The sequence below is a fragment of the Alloiococcus sp. CFN-8 genome (genome assembly GCF_049943125.1).
Classification (GTDB): domain Bacteria; phylum Bacillota; class Clostridia; order Clostridiales; family Clostridiaceae; genus JAEXZL01.
On the sequence record NZ_CP188040.1, the window covers coordinates 1,088,068 to 1,102,726 of the forward strand.

The 14,659-nt window shown below is 36.7% G+C and carries 13 protein-coding genes and 1 tRNA gene; 5 read left to right on the forward strand and 9 right to left on the reverse strand.

What is annotated here, in order from left to right; genetic code table 11:
* Positions 1-271: 271 nt before the first annotated feature.
* Positions 272-347, reverse strand: a tRNA-Phe gene (locus ACPWSR_RS04755).
* Positions 348-437: 90 nt separating this feature from the next.
* The gene (locus ACPWSR_RS04760; protein WP_426350561.1) at positions 438-2,234 is read right to left on the reverse strand and encodes a MutS family DNA mismatch repair protein; all 1,797 of its coding nucleotides are present in this window, start codon (positions 2,232-2,234) and stop codon (positions 438-440) included.
* Between the two features lie 111 nt (positions 2,235-2,345).
* Between ACPWSR_RS04760 and ACPWSR_RS04765 the strand changes: the two genes are divergently transcribed.
* Positions 2,346-2,987 (forward strand): LURP-one-related family protein, encoded by a 642-nt coding sequence (locus tag ACPWSR_RS04765; protein ID WP_426350562.1) that lies wholly within the window; start codon positions 2,346-2,348, stop codon positions 2,985-2,987.
* A 166-nt stretch (positions 2,988-3,153) separates the two neighbouring features.
* Positions 3,154-3,348: a hypothetical protein gene (locus ACPWSR_RS04770; protein ID WP_426350563.1), complete on the forward strand. Its 195-nt coding sequence runs from the start codon at positions 3,154-3,156 to the stop codon at positions 3,346-3,348.
* 137 nt (positions 3,349-3,485) lie between these two features.
* On the opposite strand, the gene ACPWSR_RS04775 is transcribed toward ACPWSR_RS04770, so the two are convergent.
* The 4 genes from ACPWSR_RS04775 to ACPWSR_RS04790 all read right to left on the reverse strand — a co-directional run bounded on the left by ACPWSR_RS04775 (position 3,486) and on the right by ACPWSR_RS04790 (position 6,704).
* Positions 3,486-4,349, reverse strand: coding sequence for a metallophosphoesterase (locus tag ACPWSR_RS04775; RefSeq protein WP_426350564.1), 864 nt, complete (start codon positions 4,347-4,349; stop codon positions 3,486-3,488).
* Between the two features lie 173 nt (positions 4,350-4,522).
* Positions 4,523-5,506: a hypothetical protein gene (locus ACPWSR_RS04780; RefSeq protein WP_426350565.1), complete on the reverse strand. Its 984-nt coding sequence runs from the start codon at positions 5,504-5,506 to the stop codon at positions 4,523-4,525.
* Entirely contained in the window at positions 5,496-5,723 is a 228-nt protein-coding gene (locus ACPWSR_RS04785) for a helix-turn-helix domain-containing protein (protein WP_426350566.1), read from the reverse strand. Before ACPWSR_RS04785 ends, ACPWSR_RS04780 begins: the two co-directional genes overlap by 11 nt.
* 12 nt (positions 5,724-5,735) lie before the next feature.
* Positions 5,736-6,704 (reverse strand): hypothetical protein, encoded by a 969-nt coding sequence (locus tag ACPWSR_RS04790; protein ID WP_426350567.1) that lies wholly within the window; start codon positions 6,702-6,704, stop codon positions 5,736-5,738.
* A gap of 367 nt (positions 6,705-7,071) precedes the next feature.
* Between ACPWSR_RS04790 and ndk the strand changes: the two genes are divergently transcribed.
* Positions 7,072-7,479 (forward strand): nucleoside-diphosphate kinase, encoded by a 408-nt coding sequence (gene ndk / locus ACPWSR_RS04795; protein WP_426350568.1) that lies wholly within the window; start codon positions 7,072-7,074, stop codon positions 7,477-7,479.
* A gap of 158 nt (positions 7,480-7,637) precedes the next feature.
* On the opposite strand, the gene ACPWSR_RS04800 is transcribed toward ndk, so the two are convergent.
* Positions 7,638-8,276, reverse strand: coding sequence for an NUDIX hydrolase (locus tag ACPWSR_RS04800; RefSeq protein ID WP_426350569.1), 639 nt, complete (start codon positions 8,274-8,276; stop codon positions 7,638-7,640).
* Between the two features lie 394 nt (positions 8,277-8,670).
* Between ACPWSR_RS04800 and ACPWSR_RS04805 the strand changes: the two genes are divergently transcribed.
* Positions 8,671-9,408 (forward strand): NAD-dependent protein deacylase, encoded by a 738-nt coding sequence (locus ACPWSR_RS04805; RefSeq protein ID WP_426350570.1) that lies wholly within the window; start codon positions 8,671-8,673, stop codon positions 9,406-9,408.
* 363 nt (positions 9,409-9,771) lie between these two features.
* Here the strand turns inward: ACPWSR_RS04805 and ACPWSR_RS04810 are convergent, their stop codons facing one another.
* Entirely contained in the window at positions 9,772-11,538 is a 1,767-nt protein-coding gene (locus ACPWSR_RS04810; RefSeq protein ID WP_426350571.1) for an Hsp70 family protein, read from the reverse strand.
* A gap of 199 nt (positions 11,539-11,737) precedes the next feature.
* On the opposite strand from ACPWSR_RS04810, the gene ACPWSR_RS04815 reads away from it, so the two are divergent.
* The gene (locus tag ACPWSR_RS04815; protein ID WP_426350572.1) at positions 11,738-12,154 is read left to right on the forward strand and encodes a hypothetical protein; all 417 of its coding nucleotides are present in this window, start codon (positions 11,738-11,740) and stop codon (positions 12,152-12,154) included.
* Positions 12,155-12,636: 482 nt separating this feature from the next.
* On the opposite strand, the gene ACPWSR_RS04820 is transcribed toward ACPWSR_RS04815, so the two are convergent.
* Positions 12,637-14,511, reverse strand: a complete 1,875-nt coding sequence (locus tag ACPWSR_RS04820) for a heavy metal translocating P-type ATPase (RefSeq protein ID WP_426351350.1) — start codon at positions 14,509-14,511, stop codon at positions 12,637-12,639.
* Positions 14,512-14,659: the final 148 nt, after the last annotated feature.

Consider the following 14,659-nt stretch of genomic DNA (forward strand, 5'->3'; position numbering starts at 1 on the left):
ATTTCATCACAAAAATCAACGTAATTATGTCCATGCTCCAGAAACTACAACTAAAACACGAACAAAGGCGAACGTTTTCTCACTTCTATGGTGCCATTCACATTACACCATATTACATAATGCGACACATAAAAAAAGCATAGCCATACCGCCAGGGTATAGCTATGCTTCTTATGCACTATATTAACTATAGTGATGAATGAAGTATTTGTAGAAAAAGATTTTAGGTATTTGGGCAAAAATTAAACCCGAAGTCACGCTTCGGGTTTAATGGTGGCCAGACCAGGAATCGAACCAGGGACACGAGGATTTTCAGTCCTCTGCTCTACCGACTGAGCTATCTAGCCATACTGTGTTAAGAAGATAACTTTCTTAACACAAGTGTTATTATACCGAGATTTTAAATTGCTGTCAACAGATAAATTATAAAAAACTTTTTATTCTTCTTCTATCCCTATCATTCTCATGAGATATAGGGCATTTTGAGTAGTGGAATAGCCTTTTCTCAGCTTATAGTCGAATTTCAGCGTGTTATCCTCATAGTATTCCTTGAAATGATAATTAATGACTCCCTTGTGGGTATTTTCCATGTCTGTAAGCTCGAGATCATGGGTGGAGACAAGTCCAAGGGTGTTTCTTTTCATAAGCTGCTTCAATAGTATTTCTGCTCCCTTATGTCTATCCATGGAGTTAGTACCTTTAAATATTTCATCTAAAAGATAAAAGATAGGCTTATCTTCTTTTGTTGCCTTTATTACTTCCTCTATTCTTAAAAGCTCTGCATAAAAGGATGATATGCTTTCCTTAAGGTCATCATTTACCCTCATGCAGGTGTAAATACTCATTATTCCACAGGTAAATGCCTCCGCTCTTACTCGGGTGCCTAAATAGCTGAGCAAAAGGTTGCTTCCAAGGGTTCTTAAAAAGGTAGACTTACCTGACATATTGGAGCCGGTTATAAGCACTGCTCTGTGAGGCTCCTTTAAGGAAAAATCATTGGTAACGGCTTTCTGTCCCAGTAGAGGGTGACCTATTGCCTTTCCTTCTATCATCTTGTAATCTACTATCTCAGGAATAGAATAATCCTCGTTCTCAAAATTTATTATAGAAAGACTACAGAGAGACTCCATTTCTGCAGCTACCTCCAGCCATCTTTCTAAAGCATCACCATAATTGCTCTTCCACTCTTCCAGCCTCATTAAAATATGATAATCCATCAAGGATAGATGATTTATTATAAGATAATAGGCATTGTGAGTATCACTGAGACTCCTTACTATCTTGGCAAGCTCCTTTAGCTGATAAGAAGCGCTCTTCTCTCCCTCCTCCAGCCTCTTCTTTAAATCTAAAAGAAGTGGACTCGTAAAGAACTCCTTTTCTGTCAGCTCTACGATTTTAAAATAAGTATTTATATTTTCTTTATAAAGCTCAATGAGTCTTAAAGCGTGAATTCTTTTACTTTTTCCCCACAGCAGTATCAAGCCGTTTAGGAGTATATCCAGAAGCAGTATCCTATAGTCAACTATTCCTAGAATCATCATCACCACTATTGCTACGGTGAGCAAATTAAGAGCCCATACAAACACCTTAAAGGCTTTAGAGCTAAAGAGCTTTTCCCTTTCCCCTTTCCAGGCTATAAGCTCTGAGGGAGAGGTTTTTTCACCCTTTTCCATAACTCCAACCACTTCTATATCTTCTCGGAAGTCTGCCTTTCCTGATAGCTCCTCTATAGCCTGCTGTCTTTCTAATATATCCTCTTTACTGAAGGAAATATCTCCTGTAAGCTCGGCAGCAAATCTCTTCCTGCCTAAATAAGTGGAGGTACCATTATATCTTTGGAAAAGAGAGCCCTCACCGAAAATGTCTAGATCATAGGTATATGGGTGGGATTTATCAATAAAGTCATCTCCTTTATCTAAAAATCCATTAAAATTCTCCTCTAATCTATCTTTCCCTTTTGCAACTACCCGTTCCATAGCTTTAATATAGGTCAGCTCCTCTATTACCCTTCCATGCTTGTAAGCAGCACTTATAAATAAAACCGCAAAAAGCAGTAATGCTATGTAAATAAATGATATATTACCTCTTCTATAGGCAATATAAGTAACGGCCAAGCCTCCTATAAATATAATTAATCTCAGGATGCTATAATAACTGGATTCCTTAGATAAACTGATATTCTTTTCCTGTAGTTCTGAACTTTTCAAGGTATAGTGCTTTAATGCGCGATTCATTGTACACCTCATTCTATTATTTTTTTCTAACTTATTATCATTTAATTAATTTTATCATTAAACAATGATAATAGCATTTTAATTTGATATATTATAATTATTAACAATATTATGAATTTCTTCAAGATATTTATTGTATTTAATCAGCTTAATGACTTCTACGGAAAGGAGAGTTTAGAAGAAATGACCTATTACATAAAAGAAGCCCTATTTTCTCATAGCGGTAAATATTCTATCAAGGATCACAATCTAAAGGTTTGCTTCGAAACCTGTGAGCAGCTGGCTCCCTTTAGTCATTCCATATCCTTAAAGGATAATAATGGCAAGGAGCTTATAAGCCTTATGCGCTTAAGAGGAATCGCGTTGCCTGAATATAAAATTCTACATTCCCATTCTGAAATAGCATTGGTCAAAAAGAGCTTCAAAGACAGTAAAAGTCTCTCTATAAGCTGTATTCATGGAACCTTCAATATAAAAGGTGATTACTACTCATCAAGCTATACCATTGTAGATGATGCCGAGAATATTCTTGCTAGTATAAAAAGTCCCTGTGATCCCTTTATAATAAGTAAAGTTTTTCATGGAGCTACAGTACTTAAGAAAAATGCCATGGAGGATCCTGTACCAACCTCAGATTGTCAGGAAAAGGTTTACTCTATAGATATACTGGATAATGAGTTTAGAGAAATACTCATAGGACTTTCTATAATAATAGAGGACCTTAAAAGTCTAAATATGAACAGCATTATTTAAACAATATGAAAGATATGGTACATATGATTTATCTGAAGCCATTTATCCTTAAAATTGCATTACTTATTCCCACTTTTACTTGTATTTCAACATTTATAAGTAAAAATATATAATTTCTCTATATTGATAGTATAATTAAGATATATTACGGAAAGTAGGGAATGCTATGAAATTCTATATTAAAGAAAAAATTTTATCCTTTGGTGATAATTTTACCATAACTGATGTAGGAGGAAACCCAGCCTTCATGGTTAAAGGGCAAATATTTTCCTTTGGAAACAAGCTAAGTCTTTATTGGCGATTCAGAAAACATCCCCTTCACCTTGGCATTAGTTATAGTAGTGGACCAAGTGATACATGATAATAAAAATAACAAAAATAACAAATAAAAAGCAGTAGCACCATGACTTGCCTTGGAATGAGTCTCATGGTGTCCACTGCTTCTTTTTAATTCTTCAACTCTGGCTTTAAAATAGCTGTGCTACTTTATTTACATTATTAATCTAAATCAACTACTATGATTTCAGGGCGATTGAAAACTCTAATAGGAAAGGAACTGTTGCCAAGGCCCCTGCTTATAAATAAGGTAGTATTGCCTTTAATGTGTCTTCCCTCTGTATACTTGGGCAGCACCCCTTGATTTGGGGCAAAGAGCCCTTGATTGGCAAAGGGTATTCTCATCTGCCCTCCATGGGTATGTCCTGAGAACACTAAATCCACATCTGCGTCAGAATAAGCTCTTAAATGCTCTGGTCTGTGACTTAAAAGGAGTGTAAAGCCTTCTTTGATGATTCCCTTGGAGCTGCTAGCTAATTTACCCTGTGCTTCTTTTATATATCCTTTTATAAAGCCTTCATCTATTAAAAGCTCATCATAGCTTTGGGATTCCTTTAAGGGGTCATCTATTCCTAAAAGCTTTATGGCTGAACCATTTCTTATAAATAACTGACCATCATTTCTTAATATCCTAACCCCTGCCTTTTTTAGCTTGGGCTCTAGGGAAGCTGTAAATTCTTCTCTTCTATTCTCATGATTTCCTGGAGAAAAGTACACAGGAGCTATTTTGCAGAGCTCCTCCATGGTCTTTAAGCTATTCACTTCCTCATAATTTCTGCTATCAATCAAATCACCAGTAAAAACTATAAGATGTGGCTTAAGCTCCTTTACCGCATTTATCATAGCATTATTTGGAAACACCTTTGAATGGAGGTCAGATAAATGTACTATCCTAGTTCCTTTCATGGCTCTGGGCAGCCTTGTAGAGCTATATTTATAAGAACTTATTTTTATATAATTATTCTGTGAGTAGAAAAAAGCACCAAGAACCACGGCACTTCCTGCAGCAGCTAATATAAGAGACATGCTACCCCTCCTTCCACTTTCGTTAATATTTATATAATACTCTAGTGCTGGATAAAAGTACATATATACTGAAAGTCACGTAAAAATAAAAACATAAGTAATTATAAATAATATAAGCATAGACAGCTTTGGTATAAAAGCGCATCTATACTTATAAAAATGCTAATTTCTCATTACTTTGAGTTATTCCAATAAAGAACAGTCCCCTTTTTAATACAAAATCCATCCTCTCTATAAAAAAAGGTATTAAGATATTCTTCATTACTGTTAGTTATGCTTCGTGAAACTAGTGGTTTACCTTCTGGGTCATTTTTATAGGTCTCAACGACAATATATTCAGTATCAGAGCTAAGCTTCATCTCCTTTGGGAATTCACCAGGAGCATATTCATTCCTTGAAACAACGGCACTATTGTTACTCATTTCCATAACTACTATCTTTTCTGGTGGAAAAAGCACCTCAAAAGAAATCTTTACGGAAATACTTTTCTTTTTACTGGCGCCGTTACGTGTTATTGTTGTGGTTGAGTCAAAGGTTCTTCCAGCAGCCGCTCCTTCACTTTGTCCATTGATTAATAACCCATCTCCAGAAACAAGATATACTTTACCTTCACCGTCCTGAAAAACGGGATTGAAAAAGAAAAGCAACTCCTCGTTTTTCTTCGGTGATACATAAATAGTTCCTTCAAGGGTAGTCTTTTCCTCATTATCAAGCACATTGACTCCTAGCTGACTATCACTAATTACCTCATCAGAGGTTGATCCAGTAACGGTGTGGAGCTCCTCACTTTCTCTAATAAGAGCAGCAAAATAAGGTATACCGTCTAAATGTTCAAAGACATACTGGCTGCTTTCATAGGTTTCACCAGTCTTTTCATCGGTGTGGCTCTCTTTCCTAAGAGTAGCATAAATCCTCCCTTGATATTCTTCACTATCAAGGTCATCAATATTTCCTTGAGGCAGCCTACCAGAGTTATCATTTAAAAATCCTTCCATATCGAATAAATCAAGGTGTTCTCTGGTTATATACACTCCAATCATCTGATCCTCAGTAAATTTCCCAGAACCTGTACTTTCCTCACGGGCTAACTGGCAGCCTGTCAATGAAACCATCAGTATAAAAAAAGTAAATATTAAGAATAACTTATTATATCTCATCATCTTCCTCCAGATTACCATCAAATTTTAGGATATCTCCAACATCACAATGGAGATAATAGCAAATTTTATTGATTGTATTAAACCTGACACCCTTAGCTTTTCCACTTCGGAGAATAGAGAGATTTGCTTCAGTAATCCCTACTAAAGCACAGAGCTCCTTTGAAGTCATACCGCGAGCTTTTAGGATATCTTCAAGATGGACTATTATTGCCATTCTCCAGCCTCCTTAAATGAACATATCGTTATCATCCTTGAGCTGCTTATTCTCTTTAATAAATTGTGCCAGCAAAAGAGCTGCCAATACAAAGGTTATGGAGAACAAGGGTATTTGAATAGAACCATTAATTACCCTCAAGGATTTGGCAAAGGCAAATTGTAAAAGATTAAATGCTATATTGGAGAGTACAGTGATAATAAGAGACGTTCCGCATAAGCGAGAAAGCTTCTGGGCCTTTGTAGCTGTGATTTCAGAATATCGATCACTGCCCAGCTCCTTCAGCAGAGCTATGGCTGCAAATACAATGAGCACATTAAGTAAATAGGGCAGCACGTCTACAACATATTGGATTGCAAGGAATACATAAGAAAGTCCCAAATCACCTTGTACTCCTGTATTACCCAATTCTAACTTATTAACAGAATCTAAAAATCTACCAAAGGAAGCTCCAAAAATAATATAAACAAAAATCACATTTAGCAGATATAATAACCTAATTAAATATTGCTGTAGCTTTGATACATCAGCAACAAATAATAATCTTAAAATTCTAAGGACACCATATCCGCAGAGCACTGAATATAAAATCCCCCCTATTAATGCCTTATCAACAAGGTGATCAGGAGAACCAAGAAAATAAGTGTCCATCATACTTGGATTTATCATAAGATATAAAACTGCAAATAGAAGAGCTGACACTATTAAGAGTAATCCATCCTCTGGGAAGAGCTTTCTTTTCTTATAGGAATAATAGAAAAATAATGAGGGAGATAAAGAAATGAGAATATAAATCACTATGGCTACCCCGTTGCCAATAGCTCCTGACAGTGAGAGAGCGCGCAGAATATAGCCTATCTGCTCAAAGGGAAAAGCTAGAACCGAGGAAAACACCTTAGAGAACTTTTCCTGAGCATTGTATAGCAGCATGCATAGGACAGCCTCCACTAAAAGGAACGCAATAAAAACTTTTTGTTTCATATTGTAGCCTCCGAATTATTGTTATTCGATAATATACTGTAATTATATTCCAGTAATTATCGTTTTGCAATAATTATTTACTTTATATGTAAACTTTTTTGTTCAAAAATTTATACTTAAGAACACTAGGATTTATGGAATTTAATTTATATCTAAAATATCCTTATACCAAAGAATTAAAGTTTAAGTTCACTAGGCTTATTGGAAATTAACTTGCTTTATATCTATTATGCTTTTGTGCTAAAAAAATTTAAATTTATTATGATTTATGGGATTTAAAATTGAAAAAACTATGTAATGCTATAGTGTATATATAAAAGCTCTTAGTGTATAATAAAGTGACTAAACTCTGAAAGGAGATAAAGATATGGTAGAAAGAAGTCTTGTACTTATTAAGCCTGATGCAGTAGAGAGAAATCTTATAGGAAAAATACTAACAATTTATGAGGATAATGACCTGAAAATAGTGGATATGAAACTTACCAAGGTTTCTAGAGAGCTGGCTGAAGCCCACTATATAGAACATAAAGGGCGAGATTACTATGAAAATTTAATCGCTTACATCACCAGAAGTGCTGTTGTTGCAGTAGTATTAGAGGGGGAGGATGCCATAGCACAGGTTAGAAGACTCAATGGCAAAACCAATCCTGCGGAAGCTGAAGAAGGCACTGTTAGAAGGCTGTATGGTCTTGCCACTAATCAAAACTCTGTTCACGCTTCTGATTCACCAGAAAATGCACAGAGAGAAATAGGAATTTGGTTTCCGGGAAAATAGTACTGTTATTACAGGCAAAAAATATAAGGACCTCCCTCTCTATGACTACGGAGTCATTTTAAGGTAGGTCCTTATTAATTACTGTAATTATTATGTTATTCATCATGTCCTCTGTATCCTATAGTTTTATCTAGTAAGAGTTGTCCATTGAGCAAAAATTATTTTTGATCTTTTTCAAGCCTCTTAGAAATATATTTGCTTTCATAAGGCTTATTGGAAGCTTGATTTTCTCTGGATGTGTGTTTTCTTTCCTTAAGCTTATCGGAAGCTTCTTTTGTCATTTCTTTTCTTTTTAGATTTTTCTTCAAAAAACGCAGCACCCTTGTCTCTCTTTCTATCCAAGGACTACGCTCCTTGTTTCCTTCTGCCAAAAGCTTCTCATTGATCTCTAGAGCCTTATCTATGTCTATCCAGTAAGGCTTATAGCCTAACTTTTTTTCATACTCCTCTAAGTTCTGTACCCCTTTTTCCTCCGATAGGGAGCAGAGATAATAATTAGAATACATCTGAAAGGTGCAGTTTTCCGTATAGTTGTCGGGATTAACCTGCTTTACTACCCCTATTTTCCCGATAACCCTCTTCACCTTATAGCCTGTCTCTTCTTCTATCTCTCGAACTAAGGCTTCCTTCTGGCTTTCACCTCGCTGAACTCCTCCGCCAGGGAATTTATAATCGCCTCTATTGGTTTTAATCATTAAAAGCTTCCCCCTGCTTTCAATAATACCACGGGCAGCGATGCGCCTATTAATACCATTGTCCTCGGGGCCATCATTTCCCATCTGGTACTTAAAATACATGCTACTCCTCCTTTGTATAAGATTCTTTGTTACACAGCCACAGCTCTTACATAATTTTCTAGTTATATTATGAAGGATGAAAAATAAAATTACAAGGGCAGGAGGATATTATTTAAAAAAACATAACCAATTGAAACCCTTACTTTAGTTTAATTTTCATAGCTTTTATGTAATAATAGCATTAATAATGGCTGTATATCCTATGCATGTGAATAACTTCAGGAGGATTTTAGAATCTGCTTATATTCAAGAAGCTTGTCTTAATAACTAATATATTTATGTTTAAGAAGCTTATCTCAATAATCAGCATCCTTACATTGAAGAGGCTTGTCTTAACAACCAATAGACTAAATTAAAGACTTATAATCTAGAGAAAATATGAAGGGGGTTTCTTATGAAGACTGATATAGAAAAGCTAACACAGATACTTACGGATAGTGATAATATTGTATTCTTTGGAGGCGCTGGAGTGAGTACTGAATCATTGATTCCAGACTTCAGAAGTTCCAATGGTCTATGGAGTGAAAAGCTAGGTATAAATATTACTCCCGAGCAATTAGTTTCCCGAACTTATTTTATGAAGTATCCTGAGGAGTTTTTTCAGTTCTACAGAGATAAGCTAGTATATCCAGAAGCAAAGCCTAATGCAGCACATATAGCCCTGGCTAAGCTTGAGGAGATGGGAAAGCTCAAAGCAGTGGTCACACAAAATATCGACGGACTCCATCAGGCTGCTGGCTCTAAACGGGTTTATGAATTACATGGTTCTGTTTTAAGAAATTACTGTATGAAATGCCACAGCTTTTATGATGTAAGCTTCATTTTAGCTTCTAAGGGCATACCCACCTGTCCACAATGTGGTGGAAAGGTGAAACCAGATGTTGTCCTATATGAGGAGAGCTTGGACAATACGGTGATTAGTGGTGCCGTGAGTGCCATAGCCCAGGCTGATACCCTAATTATTGGGGGCACCTCCCTGGTAGTCTATCCCGCAGCTGGACTTATTGACTACTTCAGTGGTAGCAATCTTGTCCTTATAAATAAAAGCACAACCTCTGCTGATAGCAGGGCTGATTTGGTTATCCACGATGCTATTGGAAAGGTGTTGGGAGAGGCTATAAATAATCTGTAGTAAAAAATATGCTAACGAATTTCTTAAACAGGACAAATTACTTGAAGAAGATTCTTTAAAAGCAGATTCTGATAAAGCAAGCTTATAAGAAGCATAAAAAAATTGCCCCAGACAGTGTCTCAGGGCAATTTTTATTATATTATCAAATCTATCTATATTATATAAAGCCTTATCAAAGGCTGTTAATTGAAAGTCATTATACTTTTTTATCTTAAGTTTATTATGATTATAATTTATAAAACAAATAATATTTATGATTTCGTTTGTTAAATTAAAATTTTATTAGCTTTTGCTTGTAGTTATTTATATGGTGTATTTTTTCTTCTGTATTATCTTTATGGACTTTATATTATAGGTATAATTTCAGTTTAAAAACCCTCCGGTACTTCCGTTACGAACTGCTCCCTGATTATCATTGTCTCCTAAATAGTCTCCTATAGAAAAATAATCTCTAGTGTCATCCAGCATAGAGAGAGCTTGATAACAGTAATCATAGGCACTTTTTATTGCAAATTCCTCCTGATTGTTTAGGGCTCTTTCGAAATATGCTAAGGTATTGGATATCAGCTCTCGAGCTTCACCGGTATTTTCTTGATATAGTCTCTTAGCCCATTCTATAAGATGCTTATTCTTAACATTTTTTCTGGGATGAACCTTTATTTTTTGAAGCTCCTCCAGTCTCTTTTGAATTTCATCTTCTGTCATGGTATTGGCACTGCTTACTAAGTACTCCTTGGTTACCTCCTGAGTTAGCACATTTACTACTTCTACTTCTAATATTCCACTGATATCATAGGTAAAGCGTACATCTGCTGCTCTTGTCCCCTTTGGAGTCTCTGGTAAATCTATTTGAATACTTCCTATCTCTACATTATCCTTGCAATAAATATTTTCTCCCTGATATATTTTAAAGCTTATAGTTCTTTGATTATCCTTAATAGTACTATAGCTATTTACCTTGCTGCAGGGCAGAGTAGAGTTTCTTTCTATTATAGGAGAAAACATGTCATTATCCGGATCTCCTTCGTTATAAATATTTACTCCTAAGGAAAATGGACAGATATCCTTAATAACTATATTTTTAAGATTATGATTTCCTTCCTCAATGCCGGCAATGGTTCCTGCTCCTATAGCTACTATTTCCTCAGGCTTTAAGGGTGATGCTGGAATAACTCCTGTAAGCTTGGCAAGGAAGTTCTTCACAACAGGCTCCTTTGAACCTCCACCCACTAGGATAATATCCTTCAATCTCTCTAGTGGTATTTCCGCATCTCTCACAGCTCTTATTACAGTTTTCTGGACTCTAGCAAGAAGCTCTGCATATATCTTAATTAATTGCATTTCATTTAGCTTAAGAATATAAGTCTTTTCTCTCATGGTAAAAGCCAGTTCCCCATAAGTATGCTCCGTTAAAATAAGCTTTATATCCTCACATTTTCTAAGAAGCATATTCTCCTCCTCAGGAGATAAGTCACTTCTCTTTATGGAGTTTATGCTGCAAAAATACTCCGCTATTGCCTCTGTAAAATTATCACCACCTAAATGCTCTTCACATACACTTGCCAACACCTCAATGGTATCTTCTGAGGTAGCCACCATGGATACTTCTAATATTCCGCCACCCATATCAAAAATCATATATATGGCTTCCTCGTCCCCTTGACATCTGTAGCCTAGGGCAGCAGCACCAGGTTCATTAATAAGTCTTATTACCTTAACCCCTGCCAGCTCTCCAGCTAGCTTAACAGCCTGTCTCTGAAAATTATTGAAGGATACAGGTACACCTATTACGGCTCCAGTTATTTCCTCCCCCAGATAGTTTCTTGCATCATCAACCAAGGCCTTGATTATGAAGGAAGCCATCTCCTCTGCAGTGTAACACTTGTTATTGGCAGCGAAGCATTTATCACTCCCAATAAACTCCTTAAAGTGAGAAAAGGTTACCTTAGGATAGGTAGACATTCTCTCCTTGGCAGTTTTGCCAACATAGATTGTGCCATCATCATCAATGCTTACTACCGAGGGAATAAGATATTCTCCAAAGGTATTGGGTATTTTAATTAGCCTGTCCCCTTTATACGCTGTAATCATGCTGTTTGTAGTACCTAAACTGATTCCTACTATTGTCATATACTCCACCTCCGCTGCATCGACTAAATATGCGTATAATACTGTATTTAATGATATTTACAAAAATATTTTATCACCATTGGTAGGGCCAAACAATGGAAGAAACCCCCTGTTAAATATTGATAAAATCAAAAAAAGTGTAACAAATTTTAGAGCTTTGAATATACTGTATTATAGTTCTTTGGAGTAGGGAGCCTATATGTCTATTGCCCTTTTTATTTTATTAGTATCTTCTGGAGGATATATTTTTTATCTCTTAAGCAAGCTCGATAATCAGCGCAATCGAATCTTCACTCTTACCATGGAAAATGACACTCTCAAAAAGACCTCCTGGAAGAGCAGAGAGTTAAGGAATATTTCTGTAGAAGTTCTGGAGTGCCCTTGCGTGGAGGGGATAGTAAAGTATGATACAAAGCTATATTTTGTACCAGCTGACTGGTCTCCACTATTAAACAACATAAAAAAGTCTACCAAGGTTAGACTTTTAGAAAAAAGCCGTGTAAATGGCCGAACCTGGTACTACGTAGAGCTCACAACCCCGAAAAAGCTGAACTCCCGGGGCTGGCTCATCAGCGAGGATGTCCTATCCACCGAGGATATAAAGCTAATCACCTGACGTCGAAAAACGTCATATCAACGAATGTGAATGCCACCATAGAAGTGAGAAAGTGTTCGCATGTGATGAGAACAAAAAAAACTGAAGCTCAATGAGCTTCAGTTTTTTCTGATTAAAAATCAAGTGTTAGCAAATGTTTAATGGAAGAATTGTACATAAACCCAATATGGGCACGTTATATGTGGAAGGGTCTTAAATGTCATGATACAAGATAATAGTTTAATTAAGGTGTAAGTGAACTATTAGTTACGGCATGAAAATGCATCGTTTATCATAAAAGCTGCTATATAGAGTATGATATCTGTCTTGTATCTTCTGGTTGTCATTCCCTCCCACATAAGATAACAACAAAATAATAAAGGTTCTGAGAGATTTTTTCAAGAGGTAAATGTAACCAATTTTTTTCTAAAGCTTTTTATAAGGAAAACTTATATTTAATATCCTTTTGCTCAAAGTAGCTTGAGGACTGGATATCTAAGGCTTTAACCTTTTGCAGGCTTGTAGCTTAATACCCTCATAGCATTAAGAACTGCTATAAGTGCCACTCCTACGTCTGCAAATACCGCTGCCCACATAGAAGCCATTCCCATAGCTCCCATAATGAGAACAATTGCTTTTACTCCTAAGGCAAAGACAATATTCTGCCATACAATTTTTCTTGTGTTTTTTGCTATCATTAGGGCTTCACCAATCTTATCTGGCTCGTCATTCATTATCACTATATCTGCTGCTTCTATGGCCGCATCTGATCCCAGGCCACCCATGGCTATTCCAATATCTGCTCTTGCAAGTACTGGAGCATCATTTATTCCATCACCTACAAAGGCTACTCTTCTCTTTGAGGTACTACCTTCAGCTATTTCTTCAAACTTGCTTACCTTATCCTGAGGAAGGAGCTCTGAATGAACCTCATCTAAGCCTAAGCTCTCGGCTATGCTATGAGCAACCATTCTGTTATCTCCTGTAAGCATTATTGTCCTCTTTATCCCAAGATCCTTAAGTCTTCTAATGGCTTCCTTAGAATCCTCTTTAAGCTCATCAGCTATGAGAATATAGCCTGCGTATTTCTTGTCTATAGCAATATACACCACAGTTCCAGGCTTTTCCTGCCTTTGATAGCTTATATTCTGACTCTCCATGAGTCTCTTATTTCCTGCAAGAATCTCCTTACCCTTGACCATGGCTTTTGTACCATGTCCAGCTATCTCCTCATATTCCTTAACTAGCTTTTTGTCAACCTCCTTACCATAGGCACTGATAATTGATGTGGCTATAGGATGGTTGGAATAGCTCTCGGCCATCGCTGTGTATTCTAGCAGCTCATCTTCCTTAAAGCCATTATAGGGAGAGATTTTTGAAACCTTAAATACTCCCTTGGTGAGGGTACCAGTTTTATCAAATACCACTGTTTCCACATCATTTAGAGCCTCTAAGAAATTGCTTCCCTTTATGAGGATACCATTTTTTGAGGCTCCTCCTATTCCACCAAAGAATCCAAGAGGAATGGATACCACTAAGGCACAGGGACAGGATATTACAAGAAATACTAGCCCTCTGTAGAGCCAATCAGAGAATGAAGCTCCAGGTATTATTATAGGAGGTATAACAGCCAGTAAAGCTGCAGTAATAACCACTATAGGCGTGTAGTATCTTGCAAACTTAGTAATAAAATTCTCTGTTGGGGCCTTTCTACCGCTGGCATTCTGAACTAAATCCAGTATTTTTGTAACAGTAGATTCTCCAAAGCTCTTAGCTACCTTAATATTGATAACTCCATTGTTATTTATAAAGCCTGCTAAAACGTCGTTGCCTTTTTCTACCTCTCTAGGTACTGACTCACCTGTTAAAGCAGAGGTATCAACCATAGAATGGCCCTGTACTATAACACCATCGAGAGGAACCTTCTCTCCGGGCTTAACTACTATAATATCTCCAACTCTAACTTCTTCTGGACTTACCTTCACAGTCTCTCCATTTACCAGAAGATTAGCATAGTCAGGCCTTATATCCATTAAATCACTGATGGATTTTCTTGATCTATTAATGGCCATGTCCTGGAACAGCTCTCCAATCTGGTAAAAGAGCATTACTGCTGCACCTTCTGGATATTCACCTATGGCAAAGGCGCCAATAGTAGCAATGGTCATTAGGAAGTTTTCATCAAAAACCTGACCTCTTATTATATTTTTGAAGGCTCTAAGAACAACCTCTCCTCCAGCTAACAGATAGCTTAAGAAGAATAAAAGCATTGTTATCCTTTCAGAAAACTGGAAGGCTGAAGCCACTGTAAATAATAAAGTTGCAGTAGCAAATTGAACTATCTGCTCTGTGATTCCTTCATCGCCCTCTGCATCCATACCATGAGAATGTCCATGGCTGTGACCGTGGTCGTGGCTATGTGAGTGATCGTGGCTGTGACCGTGGTCGTGACTGTGTGCAGCCACCTGGCCAAAGGCTTCTGCACGGCTGTGAGAAGCTTCATGTCCATGAGAATGTCCTTGATGT